Source organism: Aeromonas sp. DSM 116730 (assembly GCF_046581335.1).
GTDB lineage: Bacteria > Pseudomonadota > Gammaproteobacteria > Enterobacterales > Aeromonadaceae > Aeromonas > Aeromonas rivipollensis.
In genome coordinates, this window is record NZ_CP144265.1 from 973,773 (window position 1) to 993,901 (window position 20,129).

Below are 20,129 nucleotides of genomic sequence, written 5' to 3' on the forward strand. Positions count from 1 at the left end.
CGTTGTTATTGTTGTGTGAGCCAGCCCAGCCCTTCCCGGGTGCCGGCTCTGGGGTTGTATTCGCAGCCTATCCAGTCGTGGTAGCCCGCCTGCGCCAGCACCTTGAACAGGTGGGGATAGGCAAGCTCCCCCTCGTCCGGCTCGTGGCGATCCGGCACCGAGGCTATCTGGACGTGGCCTATGGCCTGGCCCAGCTTGCCGATGAGGCGGGTGAGATCCCCGTCCATGATCTGGGCGTGGTAGAGGTCGAGCTGCACCCCCACGTTGGGCCTGTCTATCTCCTGCACCAGGGCCAGGGCGTCGAGCTGATGGGCCAGAAAATAGCCGGGCACATCCCTATCGTTGAGAGGCTCGAGCAGCACCCGGATGCCGTCCGCTGCCAGGAAATCGGCGGCGAAGCGGATGTTGTCGACCAGGGTCTGGCGGTGGGCCGAGAGGCTATGAGCGGGGTCCACTATGCCGCTCATGGCGTGCACCTTGGTGCAGCCGAGCGCCAAGGCGTAGTCACGCACGGTTGGCAGGTGGGCGCGAAACTCCGCTTCCCGCCCCGGGATGGCGGCCATGCCGCGCTCCCCCGCCCCCCAGTTGCCCGGCGGCATGTTGAACAGGGCCTGGGAGAGGCCGTGCTCGCGCAAGCGGCGGCCCAGCTCGGCGGCAGGCCACTCGTAGGGGAAGAGAAACTCCACCGCGGCGAAGCCTGCCTCGCGGGCGGCGGCGAAGCGCTCCAGGAATGGCAGCTCGTTAAATAGCATGGTGAGATTGGCGGCAAACTTGCTCATGGTTTCAGGCTCCTCAATTCGGTGATCTCGGGTTCGCTCAGGTAGCGGATGGACTGGCCATGGAGCATCAGCGCCAGGCGCGCCGTCTCCTCCAGCTCCTCCATGTTGTTGACCGCATCCACCAGATCCTTGCCCGTCACCACGGGGCCGTGGTTGGCCAGCAGGAAGGCGTTGCCTTCGGGGGCGCGGCGCCCCAGCTCCTCGGCGATGCGGGCATCCCCCGGCTTGTAGTAGGGGATGAGCGGCAACTGGCCGACCCGCATCACGTAGTAGGGGGTGAAGGGGCGGATGACGTTGGCCGGATCCAGCCCTTCCAGGCAGGAGAGGGCGGTCAGGTGGGTGCAGTGCAGGTGCACCACGGCCCGGCAGTTTGGATTGTTGTGGTAGATGGCGAGGTGGAAGGCCACCTCCTTGGAGGGACGATCACCCCCCAGGTGCTCCCCCTGCAGGTTGACGTGAGAGAGCCTGTCGGCGCTCAGACGCCCCAGGCAGGAGCCGGTGGGGGTGGCGATCAGGGTGCCGTCCGGCAGCAGGGCGGAGAGGTTGCCGGCGCCCCCGGTGGCATAGCCACGCTGGAAGAGGGAGGCCCCCAGCATCACCATGGTGTCGCGCAATGCCTGTTCAGTCATGGAAGTACTCCTGAGCCTTGTCGAAGAAATCCTCATCCCCGAAGTTCCCCGACTTGAGCGCCAGGGAGAGGGGGGCGTCTATGGCCCGCACCCAGGGCACTCCGGGGGCGATTTGCGGGCCTATGTGGAACGCCTTGACGCCGAGGGCCTGGGTGATCCGGCTGGAGGTCTCGCCGCCGGCGATGATGAAGCCGTCCACCCCTGTGCCCTGCAGCCGCTGGGCGAGGCGGGCAAAGCAGTGCTCCACGGCGTCGCTGGCCGCTTGCTGGCCGTGGCTCTCCTGAATGCGGGCCAGCTCCCCCGGGCTGGTAGTGGCGTACACCAGCGGCGCCGGGGTGAGGGGCTGGGCCAGCACCCACTGGGCCAGCTCGGCCGGGTAGTCGGCATCCTCGAGGCAGCGTGCCACGTCCAGCGCCAGCGCAGGGGCATGCTGGCGATAGCGGGCCACCTGGCGGTTGGTCATCTCGGAGCAGGAGCCCGACAGCACCACGGCGCGCGAGCCTCTGGGCCAACCCGCCTCGCGGGCACCCTGCAGATCACCGCTCCCAAGCTGGCGGGCCAGACCGATGGCGAGGCCGGAGCCGCCAGTCACCAGGGGCATGTCGAGGGCGGCGGTGGCGATGTCAAGCAGGTGCTGCTCGGTCAGGGTGTCGACCACGGCGTAGCGCACGCCATCCTCTGCCAGCTGCTCAAAGGCCCCTGCAATGGCGGCGGCCCCCTTGTCTATGGTGGCAAACGGCACCAGACCGGCGCGGCCTTGGGCCTGCCCCTCCATCAGCCTGAGCAAGTTGCTGTCCTGCATGGGGGTGATGGGGTGGTGTCGCATGCCGGACTCGGCGAGCGGCAGGGCCCCCACGAAGAGGTTGCCCTGATAGACGGTGCGACCGTTCACCGGCAGGGCCGGGCAGATCAGGGTGAAGTCCTGGCCAAGCGCCGCCAGCAGGGCGTCGGTCACCGGCCCTATGTTGCCCGCCGCCGTGCTGTCGAAGGTGGAGCAGTACTTCTGGTAGATGCGCGGGCAGCCGCGCGCCTGGAACCAGGCCAGGGCCGCCAGGGAGTCGCGCACCGCTTCGCCCGCCGGGCAGGATCGACTCTTGAGGCTGATCACCACGGCGTCGACCCGGGGCAGATCGCCGTCGTGCTGCGGCACGCCGGAGAGTTGCAGGGTGGAGAGGCCGTTCTCCACCAGGAAGCCGGCGATATCGGTGGCGCCGGTGAAGTCGTCTGCGATGACACCGAGTTTCATGGCCGCTCCTCCTGACCCGGTAGGGTGATGCCGGAGAACGTCTTGATGACGGCGCTGTCATCTTCCAGGCCGTGCCCCGCGTTGCTGGCGCTGAGGAACATGTTGAGGGCGGTGCTCGCGAGCGGCAGCGGGAAGCGCAGCGCCTTGGCGGTGTCCGCCACCAGGGTGAGATCCTTGACGAAGATGTCCACCGCGGAGCGGGCCTGGTAGTCGCCGGTCAGTACCCGGGGCATGCGGTTTTCAAACATCCAGGAGTTGCCGGCGGCATGGGTGACCACGTCATACATGAGATCCAGCGGCACGCCAGCCCGGCTGGCGAGCGCCATGGCCTCGGCCGCGACAGCTATATGCACCCCGGCCAGCAGCTGGTGGATGATCTTGACCGTGCTGCCCTGGCCCGGCTCGCTGCCGACCCGATACAGCTTGCCGGCCACCGCATCCAGCACAGGGGCCAACTTGTCGAAGGCGGCGTCTGAGCCTGCGGCCATCACCGTCATCTCCCCCGCGTCGGCCTTGATGGCGCCACCGGAGACAGGGGCATCCAGCATCGGTAGCCCGAGCTGTGCCAGCTCGGCGGCCAGGGAACTCGCCTCCTCGGCCGCTATGGTGGAGGAGACCATGATGGCGGTGCCCGGTTTGAGGTGGCGGGCCAACCCCTCTTCGCCGAGCAGTATGCGGCGCACCTGAGTAGCGTTGACTACCAGCAGCAGCACGGCGTCCAGGGTCTCGGCCAGGGGGCGGGCATCGGCCATGACGGCGGCGGCACCGGCCTGTTGCAGCTGGCTGCGGGCCTGCTCGCTGAGATCTATGCCGTAGGTGGTGAGTCCGGCCCGCAGGCAGGAGCGGGCGGCGCCCATGCCCATGGCGCCAAGGCCGATGACGGCGACATGATAGGAAGTGCTCATCTCGTGATTCCTCGATAACGACTGATGAGCCGATAGTAGAGGCTTGTGGCGGTGAAATATCAGGCAGGTGTCACAAAAAATAACTTAAGGTGTGTTAATTTTTGTTATTTAAGCAGATTAAGATTCTTTTGAATCAAGTTTTGATACTTATTGTGTGAATAAATGTGATTTGTGAGCCCCTTCGAGGTTATTTATCATTTTTTACCAGATCACTGGGGTAGAATGGCGCCTCTTTTCCCCGAGGGGCGAGCCAAGATGATTCCCGTAGAGCGACAGCAACGTATCCTGCAACTGCTGGCAGAGCGCGGCGTGGTCAGCATAGTGGAGCTGACCGAGTGGTTGCAGGTCTCCCACATGACCATCAGACGCGACATCCAGAAACTGGAGGAGCAGGGGCGGGTGCTATCCGTCTCGGGCGGAGTCAGTCTCTCCCAGCGGATCAAGAGCGAGCCCTCCCACGCCACCAAGCGCAGCCTGATGCAGGGGGCCAAGCTGGCCATAGCCCGGCTGGCCGCCGACCAGGTGGCCGAGGGCAGCACAGTCTACCTGGACGCCGGCACCACCTCCCTGGAGCTGGCCCGCGAGCTGGCGCTGCGGGAAGATCTGATGATAGTGACCAACGACTTCATGGTCTGTGCCTACCTCATCGAGCACGGCCGCTGCCGCCTCTATCACACCGGTGGCCAGGTGATCCGCGAGAACCAGTCCTGCGCCGGGGAGGCCACTGCCCACTTCCTGCGCAACCTGCACCTGGACATCGCCTTCCTGTCCGCCTCCTCCTGGGACGGGCAGGGGATCTCGACCCCGAGCGAGCAGAAGGTGCCGGTGAAGCGGGCCGTGGTGGAGTCGGCGGCGAGCCGCATCCTCATCTGCGACTCGTCCAAATATGGCAAGGTCGGCACCTTCAACGTGGTGGGCTGGGATGCGATCGATCAGGTGATCACCGACGAGCAGTTGCCACAGAGCGCCCGGGAGGCGCTGGCCCAGCACGGGGTCAGGGTGACCATGGCACCGCTGGCCAGCTTGGCGTCCGGCGTCGAGTGACGTTGCCAGCCTGCGGTTGTCACTCTTTGCCGGCCTGAGACTCGCTCGTCAGGTTGGCGGAACCCTGGATCACCTCGCCCGCCTTCTCTATGTCCCGTCCCACCCCGTGAATGGTGTTGCAGCCCAGCAACCAGAGGCTGGCACAGAGCACCAGCAGGGTTCGATTCATGTTCATGCTTCCTCCTCGCCGGCGCCTGGTCCGGGGCCGGCCTCCATGTCATGGGGTCAGTTTGAGCAGGCGCCCCTTGCCTGAATCCGTCAGCAGATAGAGGGCGCCGTCCGCGCCTTCCCGTATGGTACGGATCCGCTCCCCCAGATCGGTCAGCAGCCGCTCCTCCGAGATGATCTTGTCCCCCGCGAGGCGAAGACGCAGCAAGGCTTGACCGCGCAGGGCACCGACCAGCAGATCTCCCTGCCACTCCTTGAACAGCTCCCCTTGGTAGAAGTGCATGCCCGAGGGGGCTATGGAGGGCACCCAGACCCAGATCGGCGGCGTCATGCCGGGGGCCTGGGTGCCAGAGCCTATCTTGCCGCCCCCGTACTCCTCGCCGAAGGTCACGACCGGCCAGCCGTAGTTGTGGCCCGGCAGTATGAGGTTGACCTCGTCCCCGCCCTGGGGGCCGTGCTCGTGGGCCCAGAATTGCTGGCTAACCGGGCGCAGGGCGGCGCCCTGCATGTTGCGATGGCCCAGGCTCCAGATCTCCGGCAGGGCCCCCGCCGTCTTGACGAAGGGGTTGTCGGCGGGCACCCGGCCATCCTTGTGCAGGCGCACCGTCTTGCCGAGGTGGTTGTCCAGCGTCTGGGCCCGCGCCCGCTCGCTGTAACGATCCCCCAGGGTGATGAAGAGGTAGCCGTCGTCGGTCAGCACCAGACGGGAGCCGAAGTGGGCGCCGCCGACCACCTTGGGCTGCTGGCGAAACAGCAGTTGCCAGTCGACGAGGGCGTCCTTTTGCAACCGGGCCCGGGCCACGGCAGTGCTGGCCCCGCCGTCGCCGGGTTCGCTGTAGCTGAGATACACCCAGCTCTCGTCGTCCAGGGCGAGATCGAGCAGGCCCCCCTGACCCTGATTGGCGATGGGGGGCAGACCCGAAATGACATGGCGCTCGCCCCCGGCGTCGATGCGAAGCAGGCGGCCCGGGCGCTCGCCAATCAGATAGCCACCTTCCGGTAGCAGAGCCAGCCCCCAGGGATGGTTGAGCCCCTCCACCAGTGGGGTCAGTGTCAGCGCCCGGAGCGGGCTCACCAGGCAGATCAGCAGCAGTACAAGCAGTCGCAACAAGGGGGATCTCCTCTTGGAAATGGGGAAGGCCGGCGGCGCAACGTCGCTGAAGTATAGGGGGTTGCCAACAGGCCAAGAGAGATGGCCCTGTCTGCGGGCCTTCCCTGTCGCGACGCTCAAGGCATTCAGCCCGACGCAAGGCGGTGCGCGTACACTTGATGGTGTGATGAGACATGGTCCGCACGCTTGGGCGAGCGGCCATGGTCATAGGTTGGCAGCGGTCTCTTGAGCGCCGGTGCAGCATCAGGGCCCATGGGGCCTGTGTTCATGGAGGATAAGATGTCATCACCCGCGTCGGCGCCAAGGCGCTCCCTGTCTGATCTGCTGGCCGGTGTCACGGCGGCGGCCGTCGTGCTGCCCAAGGCCATGGCCTATGCCAGCGTGGCCGGTTTACCGGTGGCCGTCGGTCTCTACACCGCCTTGGTGCCCATGTTGCTCTACGCCCTGCTGGGCTCCTCCCGGGTGCTCAGCGTCAGCTCCACCAGCACGCTGGCGATCCTGACCGCAACCCAGCTCGGGCTGGTGGTGCCGGATGGGGATCCCGGTCGGCTGCTCACCGTGACCGCCACCCTGACCCTGCTGGTGGGGGCCATGCTGATGCTGGCGGCGGTGCTGCGGCTCGGCTTCGTGGCCAACTTCATCTCCCTGCCGGTGCTGGTGGGATTCAAGAGCGGCATAGGGTTGGTGATCATCCTCGATCAGCTGCCCAAGCTGTTCGGGGTGCACATCCAGAAGGAGAACTTCTTCCTGGATCTCTACCACCTGGGTCAGGCCCTGCCCCAGAGCTCCTGGCTGACCCTGGTGGTTGCCCTCGTCACCCTGGTGGTGCTGGTGTTCATGGAGTGGCGCTTCCCCCATTCCCCCGCCCCCTTGCTGGGGGTGGGCATAGGCATCGCCCTGGTGTGGGGATTTGGCCTGAACGAGGCGGGTGTCGCCATCGTCGGCAGCATCCCCACCGGCTTGCCCGCCCTGACGATGCCGGACCTAACCCTGGTGTTGCAGCTGCTGCCGGGGGCGGCGGGCATAGCGCTGATGAGCTTCACCGAGACCATAGCCGCAGGGCGGGCCTTCGTGGGCAAGGAAGAACCCGAAATCAACCCGAACCGCGAGCTGGTGGCCACCGGGCTGGCCAACCTGGGGGGCGCCTTCTGCGGCAGCATGCCGGCGGGGGGCGGCACCTCCCAGACCGCCGTGGTGCGCTCCGTCGGGGGACTTAGCCAGTGGGCCTCCGCCGTCACCGCCGCTATGGCGCTGGCCACCATGATCTTCCTCGCCCCGCTGCTCTCCTGGCTGCCGAGCGCCACCCTGGCGGTGGTGGTCATCGTCTATTCGGTGGGGCTCATCCAGCCGGGGGAGTTTCGCAAGATAGGGCAAATTCGCATGATGGAGTTTCGCTGGGCCGCCATCGCCTGCCTGGGGGTGCTGCTGTTTGGCACCCTGGAGGGGATAGTGGTCGCCATCCTGGCCTCCCTGCTGGGGCTCGCCAGCCAGACGGCGCAGCCGCCCGTCTATGTGATTGGCCGAAAACCCGGAGAGGATGTGCTGAGGCCGCTGGCCGCACGCCATCCCGATGACGAGACGATCCCTGGCCTGCTTATTCTGCGGCCTGAGGGGCGCCTCTTCTTCATCAATGTGCAGCATGTGGCGGCCCGGATCCGCGAACTGATCGAGACTCACCAGCCCGAGGTGGTGGTGGTGGACATGAGTCGGGTACAGGACGTGGAGTACTCGGCGCTGATGATGCTGATGGAGGGGGAGCAGCAGGCGCGCGCCAGGGGCGTCACCCTCTGGCTGGCCGGGCTCAATCCCGGGGTGCTCGAGAATGTGCGCCGCAGCGGGCTGGCCGACCAGCTGGGAGAGAGCCGCATGCTGTTCAATGCCAGGGCGGCGATCCGCCAGTATCAGCAGAGCAGAGAGTGAGGGAGCAGGGCAAGGGGTGAGCCAGAGGTTCCCCAATGTCCTGTTCAATGTCAGGGCGGCCATCCGCCAATATCAGCAGAGCAGGGGGTGAGAGAGCAGGGGGCGAGCCAGAGGCCCCCCCCCCCTTGATGGTGATCAGAAGAGTTCCGGGATCACCCTGAACGGGTGCTCCGAGGCCTTGACCTTGCCAATCTTGCGCTTGGGCAGCTTGACCGGCTCGGCCGGCAGCTCCTCGTAGGGGATGTGGCTCAGCAGGTGGGAGATGATGTTGAGCCGCACCCGCTTCTTGTCCTCGGAGCGGGCCAGGAACCAGGGGGCCCAGGCGGTATCGGTGGCGGTGAACATGGCATCCCGCGCCCGGGTGTAGTCATCCCAGCGATCGAAGGACTTGATGTCCATGGGGGATAGCTTCCAGATCTTGCGCCCATCGTCGATGCGATCCCGCAGCCGTCGCTCCTGCTCCTCCGGCGTCACCTCCAGCCAGTACTTCAGCAATATGATGCCAGAGTCGACCATGGCCTGTTCCACCATGGGGGCCCCTGCCAGGAATTTGTCGCTCGCCTCCTGGCTGCAAAAGCCCATGACGCGCTCCACCCCGGCCCTGTTGTACCAGCTGCGATCGAAGATGATGATCTCGCCCGCCGCCGGCAGGTGGGGGATATAGCGCTGGAAATAGAGCTGGCTCTTCTCCCGCTCTGTGGGGGCCGGCAGCGCTATGACCCTGAATACCCGGGGGCTGACCCGCTCGGTGATCGCCTTGATGGTGCCCCCCTTGCCGGCGCCGTCGCGCCCCTCGAAGACGATGCAGACCTTGAGCCCCTTGTGCACCACCCATTGCTGCAGCTTCACCAGCTCCACGTGCAGGCGACGCAGCTCCTTCTCGTATGCCTTGTTGCCAAGGGGCTTGGGCTCGGCGACTGGTACCGGCTGTTCAGCTTTGGATTTTTTTTTGCTAGCCATGATGTCCTTCTTGTTTCTCAAACGGATGAGGAGTGGCCGTCATCCTGAACGGCGCACTTCAAGCGTAGATGACGGCGCGCCGCTACCGGACACGGCAAGCACCTGGGATGATCGGGATCATGGTTGATGGGGCTCAATGTGATTGTTGGTGGCAGGGAAATATTGAAGAGGGAGCGGGACGCAGCCGCCATGGATGCAGGTGGCGAAGGCCGGGAGAAGGCCAGAAAGGATCAAGGGGTTGGCATCTTGCGATACCAACCCCTTGTTTTGTATGGCGTTCCCGACTGGAGTCGAACCAGTGGCCTGTCCCTTAGGAGGGGACCGCTCTATCCTGCTGAGCTACGGGAACCTTGTGGCGGGCATTATACAAGAAGCATTGTGCTTTTAAACCCTTGATTCCTATTCCAATACGGCCAGATCGCCGATTTGGACATTAAACGGCGAATATTTGTTCTGACTGCTGATGATGGCGCCATCCTCGAACACCTGCACCACCTCGAACAGGCCGTCGGCGGGGTTGCGCATCACCCTGGACTTGCCGTAGGGATCGATGAAGTCGGCGCTGTGCTGGACCCGGAACTGATCCCCGAGCTTGACCCCGTTGCGACGGCCCAGGCTGATGTGGGGGCCCCGTTCGTGCTGGGCGACGATGCGGGCGGTGACGGGGGCGCAGGCGAGCTCGGCGATGATGTCCTGGGCCGCCTCCTTCAGCTGGTAGCTCACCTCCTGGCCGTAGCTGGACTGCCAGAACTGGCCGCTGTTGCTGCCCACCAGATCCCGCTTGGAGAAGGTCCAGTTGGCGCGGCCCTGATACTCCTTGCGCCCGAGCAGGCTGCCGTTGATGCCGTCGAACAGGTAGAGCTGCATGCGGAAGTTGCGGATCGGGTCCTTATACCAGCTGGTCAGCTGGTTGCCCTGGGGCTCGAGGGAGAGATCGTCGATGCTGCCGAGCACCAGATACTGGCTGTCGGTGCGCAGGCTCAGGGCCTTGATCTCCTCGAGGGCGCTGCGATCTCCCTGCTGCAGGTGGAGCGGGTCTATACGCAGGTTCTCGTCCAGCCACTGGCGGGCGACCACCCCCTGGGGCGCCGCCGCCAGGGTCTCGAACAGGCGGCGGGAGAGATCCGCCGGCATGTCGTCGAGGGCACCGGTGCTCGCCTGATCCGGGTAGCGCATGCGCAGGCGCACCAGCGTCAAATCCTTGGCGTAGTGCTGGGTCTGGCAGATCTGGCGCTCAGCCTGGATGTCGGCCACTAGCGTGATGTACATGCGGCCGTTGCGCACCTCCTCGCGCTTGAGGCGGTACTGGCGAATGTCGCCGCCGGAGCGGATCTGGATCTGCTCCGAGCGCAGGCTGCCGTTTTCCAGGCGCTGGATGCTGGAGACGGACGCGCCGCTGGCCAGCAGGGCCTGACGCAGCGCATCCCGGGTCGCCTGCTCGCGGGCATAGACCTCGTCACCTCCCAGAATGGCGGCACTGCCCTGGGCCTCTATGAGCTCGGCGCGGGCCGACAGACTGGCCAGCAACAGGGTTGACAGCAGCACAACTTTCATAACGTACACCTTGAATAGATGAACCCCTCTTGCGCCCCAGGGGACGGGTGAGCGGCTTCATGGACACTGGCCTGGTTTGCACCGGGTGCGCAAATAAAAGCAAGATCCATGCCTTGTTCCGGCGAAAGAGTGCGCGGCTTGCCGCATTTCCCGGTCCCAGCCCCTTTATTGGCGCCGCCCAAGGCCCTCTGGCGGATCATCGGGTGATCCTTCGCGCATTCCCGTCTCAAGTGTTGGCCGCTGCGACCGATAACAAGTCAGGTGTAGATACAGGAACAGGTATCCATGAACAGAATTATCACGGCGCTGGCGGTTGCGCTGGCGCTGGCCGGCTGCGGCTCGGCCGACCCCATCAACCGGGATCAAGGGGATCCCCGGCAGGCGGCCAAGGGGATGGAGCTCAACTGGCTGGTGGCCCGCATGACGGATCAGCTGATGGAGCGCAAGTCTCTCACCACCCTGAGCGAGCCCATCGCCGTCGCCTCCTTCGTCGATCTCGACACCCTGAAAGACACCAACTGGATGGGTCTGCAGATAGAGGAGAGCTTCATCTACGAGCTGAACCGGCGCGGGGAAGTGGTGGTGGACTTCAAGACCACGGGCAGCATTCAAGTGACCCCCAGTGGCGACTTCGTGATGAGCCGCAACTACCGGGATCTCTCCGCCCGTCTGCCCATCTCCCGGATCCTGACCGGCACCTTCAGCCGCAATCAGCAGGGGATCCTGGTCAATGCCCGTATCATCGATCTGCGTACCAAGATGGTGGAGACCACGGCCCAGAGCCTGATCCCGCAACAATATCTGTCCGGCGCCAGCAACTCGTTTGGCCGGGCATCGGTCAACCGGGGTTACCTGATGCGGGGCGGCCAGAGCGCGTCCGGCCATCTGGTCAACCTGACCCCTTGATTTCTGAGGAGTAGACAGCCATGAGAATCCTGTTTGGCCTGATGATGGCCCTTTTGCTGACGGCATGCAGCGGCAACCGGGTGGTGAACTATGATGTGACCGAGAAGCCAGATGACTTCCCTGTACTCAAGGCGGTGGGCTACGCGGTGATAGACATCCAGCCCGGCCCCTCCCAGTCGGAGAAGATGCTGCAGGCGATCCGGGCGTCCAAGATGGATGCCTACCGGGAGCTGGCGGAGCAGCTCAACGGCCAGCAGGTGCGCGGCCAGAGCAGCTACAAGGACTTGACCCAGACCTCCAACTCCCTGGATGTGTCTGTGGCCGGCATGGTGCGCGGTGCCCGTGTGGTGGCGACTTATCCCCGCGGCAACACCTATGCCACCGAGCTGGAGCTCGATACCCGCAACCTCTATCACCTGAACCAGCTGATGGCCGGCCAGTTCTAGCGCCGGAAGCGGGACTCCATCCTCTATCACCCTGGTGGCAAGTTATGAACCAGCCGACAGGGGTAACAACAAGGCGAGCCATGGGCTCGCCTTGTTGTTGTCCGGGGGCCGGGTCGGCTGGGGGCAAGACCGGGGTTGGCAATCCGTCAGCTTGACTCTGGGGCCCGGTTGGCGGCCTGAGCCGTATACCTGGAGTGAATGCGTGAGGCTTGTCGTTCAGTTTTATCAAACGATTAGTCGGAGGGGCTGGGTGGCCGATGGCGGTAAATGTGGCTGTGGCGCCTCCTGCAGGAGTTGGGAGGCAGAAAAGAGAGAGGCGAGCCTGATGCTCGCCTCTTGCCGTTCGGGGTGGCTTAGCTGCCCATCAGTACCGGCGGCACTGCGGTCGGCTTGACGTCTTCGCTCGGGTAGCAGCCCAGCACCTTGACGTAGCGGGTGATCTTGGTCAGCTCCAGCAGGGCGGCCTGCATGGCCGGGGTCTGCAGGTTGGCGGAGACATCCAGATAGAACATCTCTTCCCAGGGATTGCCCTGCACCGGGCGGGATTCCAGCTTGGTCATGTTGATCTCGTGGCTGCGCAGCACCAGCAGCGCCTCCACCAGAGAACCCGGCTTCTGGGAGGTGGACATGATGAGGGTGGTCTTGGCCGGGATCTGCGGCGCCACGTCGATGGGCTTGCGCGCCACTACGATGAAGCGGCTGTAGTTCTCCTTCTGGTTGGCGAGCTGCTCGGCCAGCACGTCCAGCCCGTAGAGTTCGCCGCCGGCGGCGCTGCCGATGGCGGCCGCATCCGGGCTCCCCAGCTCCTTGACCTTCATCATGGCGCTGGAGGAGGAGTCGCAGATCTCGTGGCGCGCCCCTTCCAGCTTGCTCAGATAGTGGGAGCACTGCTGGAACACCTGGGGGTGGGCGTAGAAGGTCTTGATGCGGCCAAGCTCGGTCGGCACGGCGGTGAGGATGCAGTGCTCTATGGGGTAGGTCAGCTCACCGACGATGGAGAGGGTGGTGTGCTGCATCACGTCATACACCTCGTTGATGGAGCCCGAGCTGGTGTTCTCTATGGGCAGCACCCCGAAGGCGGCGCGCCCCGACTCCACGGTGTCCAGCACCTCGCGGAAGTTCTGGCAGTTCACCTCTATCACCTGATCCTTGTAGCGCGCCAGGTACTTGCGGGCGGCCAGGCTGGAGTAAGAGCCGCGCGGGCCCAGGTAGGCGACGCTGGTCATGGGCTCCTGCTGCTGGGGGTTGAGCAGGCTCTGCAGATAGGCCTGCTGGGAGAGCACCGAGTCTTCGATGATGGTGTGGTAGATGCGGGTGATGTACTGGGCATCCAGCCCGAGGGCACGCCCCTTCTGGATCAGGGCAACCAGCAGGTCCTGCTCCCGTTGGGTGTCGCGGATGGGACGGGGATTGGCCTGCTTGGCACGGGCAACCTCGATGCTGAGGGTCTTGCGCTTGGCCAGCAGGGCGAGCAGCTCCTGATCCAACTGGGTGATGTCTTGTCTGATCTCGTCGAGCGTAGCCATTGTGGTTCCCTATCCAAATCTTCTGTGGTGGTTGCTGCAAAAAAAAGCCTCCGCTGGGGGAGGCTCGATTCGTCTTTGCTTTCTGTTGATGCGACGACAGGGCCTTCCCTTATGAGGGCCGGATAAACGAGAAAGCAAAGAAGAATGTTGTGTGCATGATGTTGTCCTGAAGGTAACGTCATAACCATTAAGGGATTTGGCACGCCGATGCAAGTAAAACTTGCCCGGGGGCGTTGAACGGGGCAGGGTAGGTGGTCGGGATCCATGGCCGAATGAGTGCCACACCGGTCCCGTTTTTCTGGTCAATGAGAGGGGAGACGAGAGGATGGCGATTATCTTCGATCTGGGACGGGTGGTGGTGAGCTGGGACCCGGTTGGCATAGTGCGCTCGGTGCGGGGACCGGATGGCGCCGAGGCCCTGGCGGAGCTGCTGTTCAACCACCCCGACTGGCTGGAGGTGGACAGGGGCACCCTCTCCCTGCACGCCATGGCCCGCCAGGCAGAGGAGCGCACCGGCTTGCCTATGGCACAGAACCTCGCCATCTTGCAGGCGGTGCCCGCTTCTCTATTGCCGGATCCCGCCATGGTGGCGCTTATCGAGGCGCTGCACAGTGCCGGTCACCGGCTCTACGCCCTCTCCAACATGGGCCATGCCAGCATAGACTGGCTGGAGCAGCAGGAGTTCTGGCGCTTCTTCAGCGGCAAGGTGGTGTCGGCCCGGGTGCGGATGCTCAAGCCCGAGCCCGACATCTACCGCTATCTGCTGGTGTCGTTCGACCTCAAGGCTGGGGAGTGCTTCTTCATCGACGACAGCCCGGCCAATGTGGCGGCGGCCCGGGCGCTCGGCCTGCAGGGCATGGTGTTCACCGACGCCCCCGGATGCCGTCGGCAGCTGGTCGAGCAAGGATACTTGCCCGCCTGAGGGGGATAGGGCCCTTCGCCGGGCCCGGATAAAAGGGATCTGATTTGCATCTTGAGCGAATAAAGAACAACTTTGTCCCCATTCTTTAAGTGTCTATTCAGCTTTGTCATCGCAAAATAACATCCTATTCATCATCCGGAGCCGTTGTTATGGATGCCAATGTAGTCGCGCTGAATCGGGGATACGATCAGCTTTTTCAGGCCAGGGAACAGAGGCTCATCAATACCCTGGCCGGTTACGGCGAACTGCTTGTCTCCTTCTCCGGCCGACTGGAGTCCTGCTACAGCATGGATCTGTGCCGGGCCAGCGGGGTCCGCTTTCGGGCCATCACCCTGGACAACCCGACCCTCAGCCGCAAGGCGGTGGCCCGGGCCAAGCGCTATTGCAAGCACTACGGCATCGACCATCAGGTGATCAAGACCGACGAGATGATCTTCAGCGTGCACCTCGGCCACCTCGCCGAGGTGACGGATCCGGTGCGCTACCTCTGTCAGCAGCTCGAACACGATGACGGCCCCCCTATCCTGATGTCGGCCTCGGCGGAGGAGATGCGGGAGTATCTGCGGCGTTTTGACAGCGTGCCGGCCAATACCCTCTGGATCTTTGCCGAGCAGGGCATGACCAACCGGGACTTTCGCTATGGCTTCCACAAGCGCCAGCTGGCCCTGTGGGGAGCGGGGGGAGAGGCTTGCCTGAGCCAGCGCTTCTCCGATATCGAATCCCTGGACCGGCGTCATCTGCGCATGGTCGACATGGCCGAGCAGATGCTGTTCGACATGGGACTGGACGGAGCCCAGGTCTTCTTCCATACCCTGGCGGACAGGGTCACCACCCTGGCCAGGGTCAGGGTGCCTCAGCGCATGCGGGCCCTGGTGTTCGACATGCAGCCGAGCATCCAGAAGGCGCTGCAGAGCGCCCAGTTCGATCTGGTGACCCTGGACATGGTATCGGGGGAAGATCCCCAGCTGCTGGTCATCTGATCCCGGCCTGGCCCGTAACGTGAGTCGGGTCATAGGCAAGGGCAGCCCGACTCTTTATACTGCTCCCTCTGCATCCCTATCGAGTCATCTGCCCATGAAACCCTTGTCCAGACTGCTGCTTGCCCTCTGCCTCTCCCCCATGCTGGCCCAGGCCGCGCCCCTGACCCAGGTCACCCTGGCCGATGGCCGTCAGGTGCAGCTCAACGATGATTTCACCTGGGAATACCTGCTGGTCAAGCCCGCCGAGGCGAGCCCAGGCAAGACGGTGACGGCCAGCGTGGCGGCGCCGGTGCTGACCGAGCAGGCTCTGGCCAATCCCGACCTGCTCGCCCAGGCGACCCGGGACGGCATCACTGTGACCCTGAACCAGGTGGAGGGCGAGGATCCGCTGCGCCTGCAATTCATGGTGAGCAACACCGGCAGCCGCAACGTGGTGCGGGTCAACGGCAGCCTGACCCTGTTCAGCGCCGAGGGCGTGCAGCTCTCGACCCAGCCGGTGCGCTTCTGGGTCGGGGAGAACCGTCTGCCGGAATCCTATCTGCGCAAGGGCGAGCAGCGTCCGTCGCGGGCCATCGAGCTGGCCCGTCCGGCCAATCTGACCGGCAAGCCGCTGGTGCGGGTGCAGATCGACGAAGTGGAATTCCGCTAGAATCGCGGCGGGGACGGGCAGGCCCGTCCCCATGGAGTGTTGCTCCGGTAACCGCCAGCAATATCTGCTTACATCTGACATGGTTTGGCAACAGCTTGCCGCTCGGCACCCCCCCCCCTTGCCCGTCACAATGACTCCATTCCAGTTAGGTTCCGCCTAACTCAACAATCGGAGTCAACAAAATGCAAAAGCTCGCACTGTCTGTTCTGGTTCTGGCCGGCCTCTCTTCCACCTCTGTCCTGGCGCAAGATGCGTTCAGCTACGCCAAGGGTGCTGCCACCTGGGCACACACCAAGTCCGACTACGTCGGTGGCAAGGACAGCAACAACCGCGATTTCGGTGGTTTGAGCCTGGATCTCTCCAAGAGCTTCGACTCCAACTTCTACGGCCGTTTCGGTTCCGAATACAGCTCCCGCAACAGCGGCAATGACAGCATGGCCATCTCCAATCTGGGTATGGGGGTCTTCACTCCCCTCAGCACCGGCCTGAACCTGTACGGTGAAGCGGGTCTGATGGGCTACAGCATGGAGCGCGAGCTCGCCTCCAACGTGAACGACAGCGGCTGGGACAACATCACCCGCAAGAGCAGCGGCAGCCTCTACGGCGAAGTGGGCCTGCGCTACGACATCGGCGCCGTCGAGCTATCCACCGGCTATCGCTACGCCAACATGACCGACGACATGCATGACTTCAAGGCGGGTGCCGCCTACAAGGTGAGCCAGAACCTGGCCCTCACCGCCGATTACACCTATCGCAACTGGGATCTGCAGAAAGGATCCATCACCAGTTTGGGTGTGAAATACAGCTTCTGATTTCCCTGTCTGTCGTGACCTCCATCTTGCCCATGACCCCGGTCATGGGCTTTTTTATTTTCCGGTGATCCTGTTTCCCCCCTTGTGTCGTATCGGTCCGCAATAGTTATACAACTTTCATTTCTTTGTATAACTGCTATAACTGGTTCAATGCTTATACAAGGGGCGTCATCATGTACAAGATCAAGGTCGGTATCAGTGCCTGTCTGCTGGGGCAGGAAGTGCGGTTCGACGGGGGCCACAAGCGCTCCAGTTTCTGCGAACGGGATCTTGGCGCTCACTTCGAGTATCACCCCGTCTGCCCCGAGATGGCCATCGGCCTCGGCGCCCCCCGCGCCGCCATCCGCCTGGTCAAGCGCCATGGGGAGGTGCGGGCCGAGGCGAGCAACGGCAGCTTCGACGTCACCGACAAGCTGATCGCCTTCAGCGAGCAAAAAGCCCGCCAGCTCGACTTCCTCTCCGGCTACATCCTCTGCGCCAAGTCACCCAGCTGCGGCATGGAGCGGGTGCGCATCTATGGCGCCAACAATGAGGGGAGCGCCAAGGAGGGAATTGGTCTCTTTGCCAAGGCCTTGATGGAGGCCAACCCATTGCTGCCGGTGGAGGAGGATGGCCGCCTGTGCGACCCCATACTGCGGGAGAACTTCGTGCTGCGGGTCTTTGCCTATAACGACTGGCAGCAGCTCTGCGCCAGCGGGATCACCGCCGCCGCCCTCATTCGCTTTCATTCGCGCTACAAGTATCTGGTGCTCTCCCACGCCACCACCCACTACCGCACCCTCGGCAAGCTGCTCGGCAACCTCGGCAAGGCCAACCTGCAGGAGGTGGCCGACAGCTACATCAAGGGCTTGATGGCGGCGCTGACCCTGCGGGCAAACCGCCGCAGCCACACCAATGTGCTGATGCACCTGCAGGGCTATTTCAAGCGGGTGCTGACCCCGGCCCAGAAGCAGGAGCTTGCCGACACCATAGACAAGTACCGCACCGGCATTTTCCCGCTGCTGGTGCCGCTCACCCTGATCCGCCACTACCTGCGGGAATACCCCAATACCTATCTCGCGGAGCAGGTCTATCTCAATCCCCATCCCGATACGCTTAAGCTGCGTTACGGGCTATGAGAATGGCCAGATCAGGTCTACCCAGACCCCATCCCGATACGCTCAAGCTGCGTTACGGCCTCTGAATTCGCTTGTTGCCCCGACGCTGGCCCTGCGTCGGGGAGCTTCACACCTCTGTTTGATGGACGTTGTCATGTCTGATTTACCGCAAGAAGTTGCTCCTCTGCCTGAGGAGGGGATCTACCCCATCCGCGAGGTCTCCCGCCTCACTGGGGTCAATGCCGTCACCCTGCGTGCCTGGCAGCGCCGCTACGGTCTGGTGCAGCCCGCCCGCACCGACAAGGGGCACCGCCTCTACAGCGAGCAGGATATCCGCCAGATAGGCGAGATCCTGAGCTGGCTTGAGCGGGGGGTGAGCATAGGCCAGGTCAAGGGGCTCTTGAGCGAGCCCCACGCCCAGCCGGTGAGCGATCACTGGCAGCAGACCCTGGAGCAGTTCAGCCAGGCGTTGCTCGCCTTCAACCAGCGCAAGGCGGAGGCCGAGCTTAACGACCTGCTGGCGAGCTATCCCTTCGAGCTGGTGCGCAGCCGGGTGCTGCAACCGCTGGTGGAGCGGCTGCTGGGCCTGTGGCGCGAGCGACCGGATGGCGAACTGCTGCAACAGGTGTGGCTGGGCTGGCTTCACACCCGCTTCGCCCGCCACCTCATCGAGCAGGAGAAGGGCTTGCCGGTCACCCTGGCAAGCTGGGGCCAGGTAGGCCCGCTCGATCTGGTCTGGGCGGCCTACGAGCTGATAGGTCAGGGCTATGAGGTGCAACTGCTGGGGGCGGTGGAGCCGCGCCACGTCGCCCTGCTGGAGGGGCGGGCCGCCACCCCCTGGCGGGTGCTGCTGGGGGCCGGGCTTGGCAAGCCAGCGCTGGCCGCCGACTGGCCTGCCGGTACCCGGCTCTTTGGCGAGCTGGGGCGACTCTATGACGCTGAGTGGCTGGCCGCCCACGGCTGGCGGGCGACCCTGGCCGAGGTGATGGCAGACAAGCCTGCCGCGCGCGGCTTGGGCGGGCGCGGGAGCAAGAAATCATGAGGCTGGTCTGGTTTCGCAATGACTTGCGCCTGGCCGACAACCCGGCGCTGCGCTCTTGCTGCGGCAATGCCGGCGCCGATGAGGAGCCGGTAGCTGCCCTCTTCGTCATCTCGCCGACCCAGTGGCGGCAGCACAAGATGGCCCCCATACGTCAGCGCTTCATCCTGGCCCAGGTCGATGCGCTGGGCCTTGAACTGGCGGCCCTCGGCATAGAGCTTCATCTGCTGCGGGTCGAGACCTTTGCCGAGACACCGGCGGCGCTTGCGAGCCTCTGCCGCGAGCTCGGCGTCACCCGGCTCTACGCCAATCAGGCCATCGAGCTTGACGAACAGCGCCGGGATGGTGCCGTCACCGCAGCGCTGGCAGAGCAGGAGGTGAGTTGCCACTGGCTCAACGGCTGCTGTGTGCTGCCGCCGGGGCGGGTGCTGACCGGTTCCAGGGAGATGTTCAAGGTCTTCACCCCCTTCAGTCGCGCCTGGCTCAAGGCCCTTGATGAGGATGGCTTCGTCATCCACAGAGCCCCGGCGCCGCGGGGCGACTCCCTGCCCTGGCAGCCGCTCGCCGAGCGGGCCTTTGTCGATGCGGTGCTTGGGGAGACGACCCCGGATCCCCGCTGGCCCGTGGGGGAGGCCGAGGCCCTGCGGCGACTGCACGCCTTCCTGGATCAGGGGGTGCTGGACTACGGCGAGACCCGGGATTTTCCGGCTATGGCGGGCACTTCCGTTCTCTCTCCCTATCTGGCGGCGGGCATCATAAGCCCCCGTCAGTGCGTGGCAGCCTTGCAGCAGCGGCTCGGCGGCCGGCCCCAGTCCAAGGCGCAGCCCGGTTTCGTCTGGCTCAACGAGCTCATCTGGCGCGAGTTCTATCGCCACCTGCTGGTGCTGGTGCCAAGCCTCTCCATGAACCGGCCCTTCAAGCCCGAGACGGCGGCCCTGCCCTGGAGCTGGGATCCGGATGCCTTCGCCGCCTGGTGCGAGGGGCGTACCGGTTACCCCATAGTCGACGCCGCCATGCGCTGCCTCAACGCCACCGGCTGGATGCACAACCGGCTGCGGATGATAGTGGCGAGCTTCCTCACCAAGGATCTGCATATCCACTGGCGGCTCGGGGAGGATTACTTCATGAGCCGGCTGATTGACGGGGATCTGGCGGCCAACAATGGCGGCTGGCAGTGGGCGGCGGGCACAGGCGCCGATGCGGCCCCCTATTTTCGGGTGTTCAACCCGACGACTCAGGGGCAACGATTTGATCCACAAGGGGACTTTATCCGTACCTGGGTATCTGAGCTTGCCGATCTGCCTGCCACCTATGTGCACCAGCCCCACGACTGGTTGCGGCTCAAGGGGCGGCAGTGTTACCCGGCGCCCATGGTGGATCATGCCGTTGCACGGGTGAAGGCCATCGAGATGTTCCGTGACCTGGAGAAGAAATAA

At 64.3% G+C, this 20,129-nt stretch carries 20 protein-coding genes, 1 tRNA gene and 1 other annotated feature; of the genes, 11 read left to right on the top strand and 10 right to left on the bottom strand.

Annotation, left to right across the window (positions count from 1 at the left end):
- Positions 1-5: 5 nt before the first annotated feature.
- The 4 genes from otnI to ltnD are packed head-to-tail and all read right to left on the bottom strand — an operon-like array spanning position 6 to position 3,559.
- Positions 6-779: a 2-oxo-tetronate isomerase gene (gene otnI, locus Aeroheme_RS04650; protein ID WP_411166778.1), complete on the bottom strand. Its 774-nt coding sequence runs from the start codon at positions 777-779 to the stop codon at positions 6-8.
- Complete coding sequence (locus Aeroheme_RS04655; RefSeq protein ID WP_393936105.1) at positions 776-1,408, bottom strand: aldolase; 633 nt, start codon at positions 1,406-1,408, stop codon at positions 776-778. Before Aeroheme_RS04655 ends, otnI begins: the two co-directional genes overlap by 4 nt.
- Positions 1,401-2,654, bottom strand: coding sequence for a 3-oxo-tetronate kinase (otnK, locus tag Aeroheme_RS04660; RefSeq protein WP_411166779.1), 1,254 nt, complete (start codon positions 2,652-2,654; stop codon positions 1,401-1,403). Before otnK ends, Aeroheme_RS04655 begins: the two co-directional genes overlap by 8 nt.
- Positions 2,651-3,559, bottom strand: a complete 909-nt coding sequence (gene ltnD, locus Aeroheme_RS04665; protein ID WP_411166780.1) for an L-threonate dehydrogenase — start codon at positions 3,557-3,559, stop codon at positions 2,651-2,653. The genes otnK and ltnD overlap by 4 nt, the downstream gene beginning before the upstream one ends.
- Before the next feature lie 255 nt (positions 3,560-3,814).
- Here ltnD and Aeroheme_RS04670 point away from each other — a divergent pair, with 255 nt between their 5' ends.
- Positions 3,815-4,603 (top strand): DeoR/GlpR family DNA-binding transcription regulator, encoded by a 789-nt coding sequence (locus Aeroheme_RS04670; RefSeq protein WP_111909872.1) that lies wholly within the window; start codon positions 3,815-3,817, stop codon positions 4,601-4,603.
- A 19-nt stretch (positions 4,604-4,622) separates the two neighbouring features.
- Here Aeroheme_RS04670 and Aeroheme_RS04675 read toward each other — a convergent pair whose 3' ends face one another.
- Complete coding sequence (locus tag Aeroheme_RS04675) at positions 4,623-4,778, bottom strand: entericidin A/B family lipoprotein (protein WP_163148764.1); 156 nt, start codon at positions 4,776-4,778, stop codon at positions 4,623-4,625.
- A 42-nt stretch (positions 4,779-4,820) separates the two neighbouring features.
- On the bottom strand, positions 4,821-5,882 hold the full coding sequence (locus Aeroheme_RS04680) for a PQQ-dependent sugar dehydrogenase (RefSeq protein ID WP_411166781.1): 1,062 nt from the start codon (positions 5,880-5,882) through the stop codon (positions 4,821-4,823).
- A gap of 279 nt (positions 5,883-6,161) precedes the next feature.
- On the opposite strand from Aeroheme_RS04680, the gene Aeroheme_RS04685 reads away from it, so the two are divergent.
- The gene (locus tag Aeroheme_RS04685) at positions 6,162-7,802 is read left to right on the top strand and encodes a SulP family inorganic anion transporter (protein WP_411166782.1); all 1,641 of its coding nucleotides are present in this window, start codon (positions 6,162-6,164) and stop codon (positions 7,800-7,802) included.
- A 135-nt stretch (positions 7,803-7,937) separates the two neighbouring features.
- Here the strand turns inward: Aeroheme_RS04685 and ppk2 are convergent, their stop codons facing one another.
- The 3 genes from ppk2 to Aeroheme_RS04700 form a co-directional block, all read right to left on the bottom strand.
- Positions 7,938-8,762, bottom strand: a complete 825-nt coding sequence (gene ppk2 / locus Aeroheme_RS04690; RefSeq protein WP_106887873.1) for a polyphosphate kinase 2 — start codon at positions 8,760-8,762, stop codon at positions 7,938-7,940.
- Positions 8,763-9,034: 272 nt separating this feature from the next.
- Positions 9,035-9,111, bottom strand: a tRNA-Arg gene (locus Aeroheme_RS04695).
- A 50-nt stretch (positions 9,112-9,161) separates the two neighbouring features.
- Positions 9,162-10,316: a flagellar assembly protein FlgT gene (locus Aeroheme_RS04700; protein WP_411166783.1), complete on the bottom strand. Its 1,155-nt coding sequence runs from the start codon at positions 10,314-10,316 to the stop codon at positions 9,162-9,164.
- Between the two features lie 285 nt (positions 10,317-10,601).
- On the opposite strand from Aeroheme_RS04700, the gene Aeroheme_RS04705 reads away from it, so the two are divergent.
- Positions 10,602-11,222: a FlgO family outer membrane protein gene (locus tag Aeroheme_RS04705; protein ID WP_106886012.1), complete on the top strand. Its 621-nt coding sequence runs from the start codon at positions 10,602-10,604 to the stop codon at positions 11,220-11,222.
- Positions 11,223-11,242: 20 nt separating this feature from the next.
- A complete protein-coding gene (locus tag Aeroheme_RS04710) occupies positions 11,243-11,668 on the top strand; it encodes an LPP20 family lipoprotein (protein WP_411166784.1) in 426 nt (141 codons plus the stop codon).
- Positions 11,669-12,021: 353 nt separating this feature from the next.
- Here Aeroheme_RS04710 and pheA read toward each other — a convergent pair whose 3' ends face one another.
- Positions 12,022-13,194 carry a prephenate dehydratase gene (gene pheA / locus Aeroheme_RS04715; RefSeq protein WP_111909878.1) on the bottom strand — a complete coding sequence of 391 codons (1,173 nt, stop codon included), beginning with the start codon at positions 13,192-13,194 and terminating at the stop codon, positions 12,022-12,024.
- 38 nt (positions 13,195-13,232) lie between these two features.
- Positions 13,233-13,355 (bottom strand) — a sequence feature (Phe leader region).
- 164 nt (positions 13,356-13,519) lie between these two features.
- Here pheA and Aeroheme_RS04720 point away from each other — a divergent pair.
- From Aeroheme_RS04720 to phrB, 7 genes are all read left to right on the top strand, one after another.
- On the top strand, positions 13,520-14,116 hold the full coding sequence (locus Aeroheme_RS04720; RefSeq protein WP_139745390.1) for an HAD family hydrolase: 597 nt from the start codon (positions 13,520-13,522) through the stop codon (positions 14,114-14,116).
- Positions 14,117-14,265: 149 nt separating this feature from the next.
- Positions 14,266-15,096 carry a hypothetical protein gene (locus Aeroheme_RS04725; protein ID WP_163137168.1) on the top strand — a complete coding sequence of 277 codons (831 nt, stop codon included), beginning with the start codon at positions 14,266-14,268 and terminating at the stop codon, positions 15,094-15,096.
- Between the two features lie 94 nt (positions 15,097-15,190).
- Entirely contained in the window at positions 15,191-15,745 is a 555-nt protein-coding gene (locus Aeroheme_RS04730; RefSeq protein ID WP_106886017.1) for a DUF3157 family protein, read from the top strand.
- 182 nt (positions 15,746-15,927) lie between these two features.
- On the top strand, positions 15,928-16,557 hold the full coding sequence (locus tag Aeroheme_RS04735; RefSeq protein ID WP_139745393.1) for an autotransporter: 630 nt from the start codon (positions 15,928-15,930) through the stop codon (positions 16,555-16,557).
- Positions 16,558-16,730: 173 nt separating this feature from the next.
- Positions 16,731-17,675 carry a YbgA family protein gene (locus Aeroheme_RS04740; protein WP_411166785.1) on the top strand — a complete coding sequence of 315 codons (945 nt, stop codon included), beginning with the start codon at positions 16,731-16,733 and terminating at the stop codon, positions 17,673-17,675.
- A gap of 133 nt (positions 17,676-17,808) precedes the next feature.
- Positions 17,809-18,696, top strand: a complete 888-nt coding sequence (locus Aeroheme_RS04745; RefSeq protein ID WP_411166786.1) for a MerR family transcriptional regulator — start codon at positions 17,809-17,811, stop codon at positions 18,694-18,696.
- Positions 18,693-20,129 carry a deoxyribodipyrimidine photo-lyase gene (gene phrB / locus Aeroheme_RS04750; protein WP_411166787.1) on the top strand — a complete coding sequence of 479 codons (1,437 nt, stop codon included), beginning with the start codon at positions 18,693-18,695 and terminating at the stop codon, positions 20,127-20,129. The genes Aeroheme_RS04745 and phrB overlap by 4 nt, the downstream gene beginning before the upstream one ends.

Excerpts from the sequence above, each read along its gene's own strand:
- Aeroheme_RS04700 (WP_411166783.1), bottom strand. The coding sequence starts at position 10,316 with ATGAAAGTTGTGCTGCTGTCAACCCTGTTGCTGGCCAGTCTGTCGGCC.
- Aeroheme_RS04740 (WP_411166785.1), top strand. The coding sequence starts at position 16,731 with ATGTACAAGATCAAGGTCGGTATCAGTGCCTGTCTGCTGGGGCAGGAA.
- otnI (WP_411166778.1), bottom strand. The coding sequence starts at position 779 with ATGAGCAAGTTTGCCGCCAATCTCACCATGCTATTTAACGAGCTGCCA.
- Aeroheme_RS04720 (WP_139745390.1), top strand. The coding sequence starts at position 13,520 with ATGGCGATTATCTTCGATCTGGGACGGGTGGTGGTGAGCTGGGACCCG.
- Aeroheme_RS04745 (WP_411166786.1), top strand. The coding sequence starts at position 17,809 with ATGTCTGATTTACCGCAAGAAGTTGCTCCTCTGCCTGAGGAGGGGATC.
- Aeroheme_RS04670 (WP_111909872.1), top strand. The coding sequence starts at position 3,815 with ATGATTCCCGTAGAGCGACAGCAACGTATCCTGCAACTGCTGGCAGAG.
- Aeroheme_RS04710 (WP_411166784.1), top strand. The coding sequence starts at position 11,243 with ATGAGAATCCTGTTTGGCCTGATGATGGCCCTTTTGCTGACGGCATGC.
- Aeroheme_RS04730 (WP_106886017.1), top strand. The coding sequence starts at position 15,191 with ATGAAACCCTTGTCCAGACTGCTGCTTGCCCTCTGCCTCTCCCCCATG.
- Aeroheme_RS04725 (WP_163137168.1), top strand. The coding sequence starts at position 14,266 with ATGGATGCCAATGTAGTCGCGCTGAATCGGGGATACGATCAGCTTTTT.
- pheA (WP_111909878.1), bottom strand. The coding sequence starts at position 13,194 with ATGGCTACGCTCGACGAGATCAGACAAGACATCACCCAGTTGGATCAG.
- Aeroheme_RS04675 (WP_163148764.1), bottom strand. The coding sequence starts at position 4,778 with ATGAACATGAATCGAACCCTGCTGGTGCTCTGTGCCAGCCTCTGGTTG.
- Aeroheme_RS04735 (WP_139745393.1), top strand. The coding sequence starts at position 15,928 with ATGCAAAAGCTCGCACTGTCTGTTCTGGTTCTGGCCGGCCTCTCTTCC.
- Aeroheme_RS04685 (WP_411166782.1), top strand. The coding sequence starts at position 6,162 with ATGTCATCACCCGCGTCGGCGCCAAGGCGCTCCCTGTCTGATCTGCTG.
- Aeroheme_RS04705 (WP_106886012.1), top strand. The coding sequence starts at position 10,602 with ATGAACAGAATTATCACGGCGCTGGCGGTTGCGCTGGCGCTGGCCGGC.
- ltnD (WP_411166780.1), bottom strand. The coding sequence starts at position 3,559 with ATGAGCACTTCCTATCATGTCGCCGTCATCGGCCTTGGCGCCATGGGC.
- Aeroheme_RS04655 (WP_393936105.1), bottom strand. The coding sequence starts at position 1,408 with ATGACTGAACAGGCATTGCGCGACACCATGGTGATGCTGGGGGCCTCC.
- phrB (WP_411166787.1), top strand. The coding sequence starts at position 18,693 with ATGAGGCTGGTCTGGTTTCGCAATGACTTGCGCCTGGCCGACAACCCG.
- ppk2 (WP_106887873.1), bottom strand. The coding sequence starts at position 8,762 with ATGGCTAGCAAAAAAAAATCCAAAGCTGAACAGCCGGTACCAGTCGCC.
- otnK (WP_411166779.1), bottom strand. The coding sequence starts at position 2,654 with ATGAAACTCGGTGTCATCGCAGACGACTTCACCGGCGCCACCGATATC.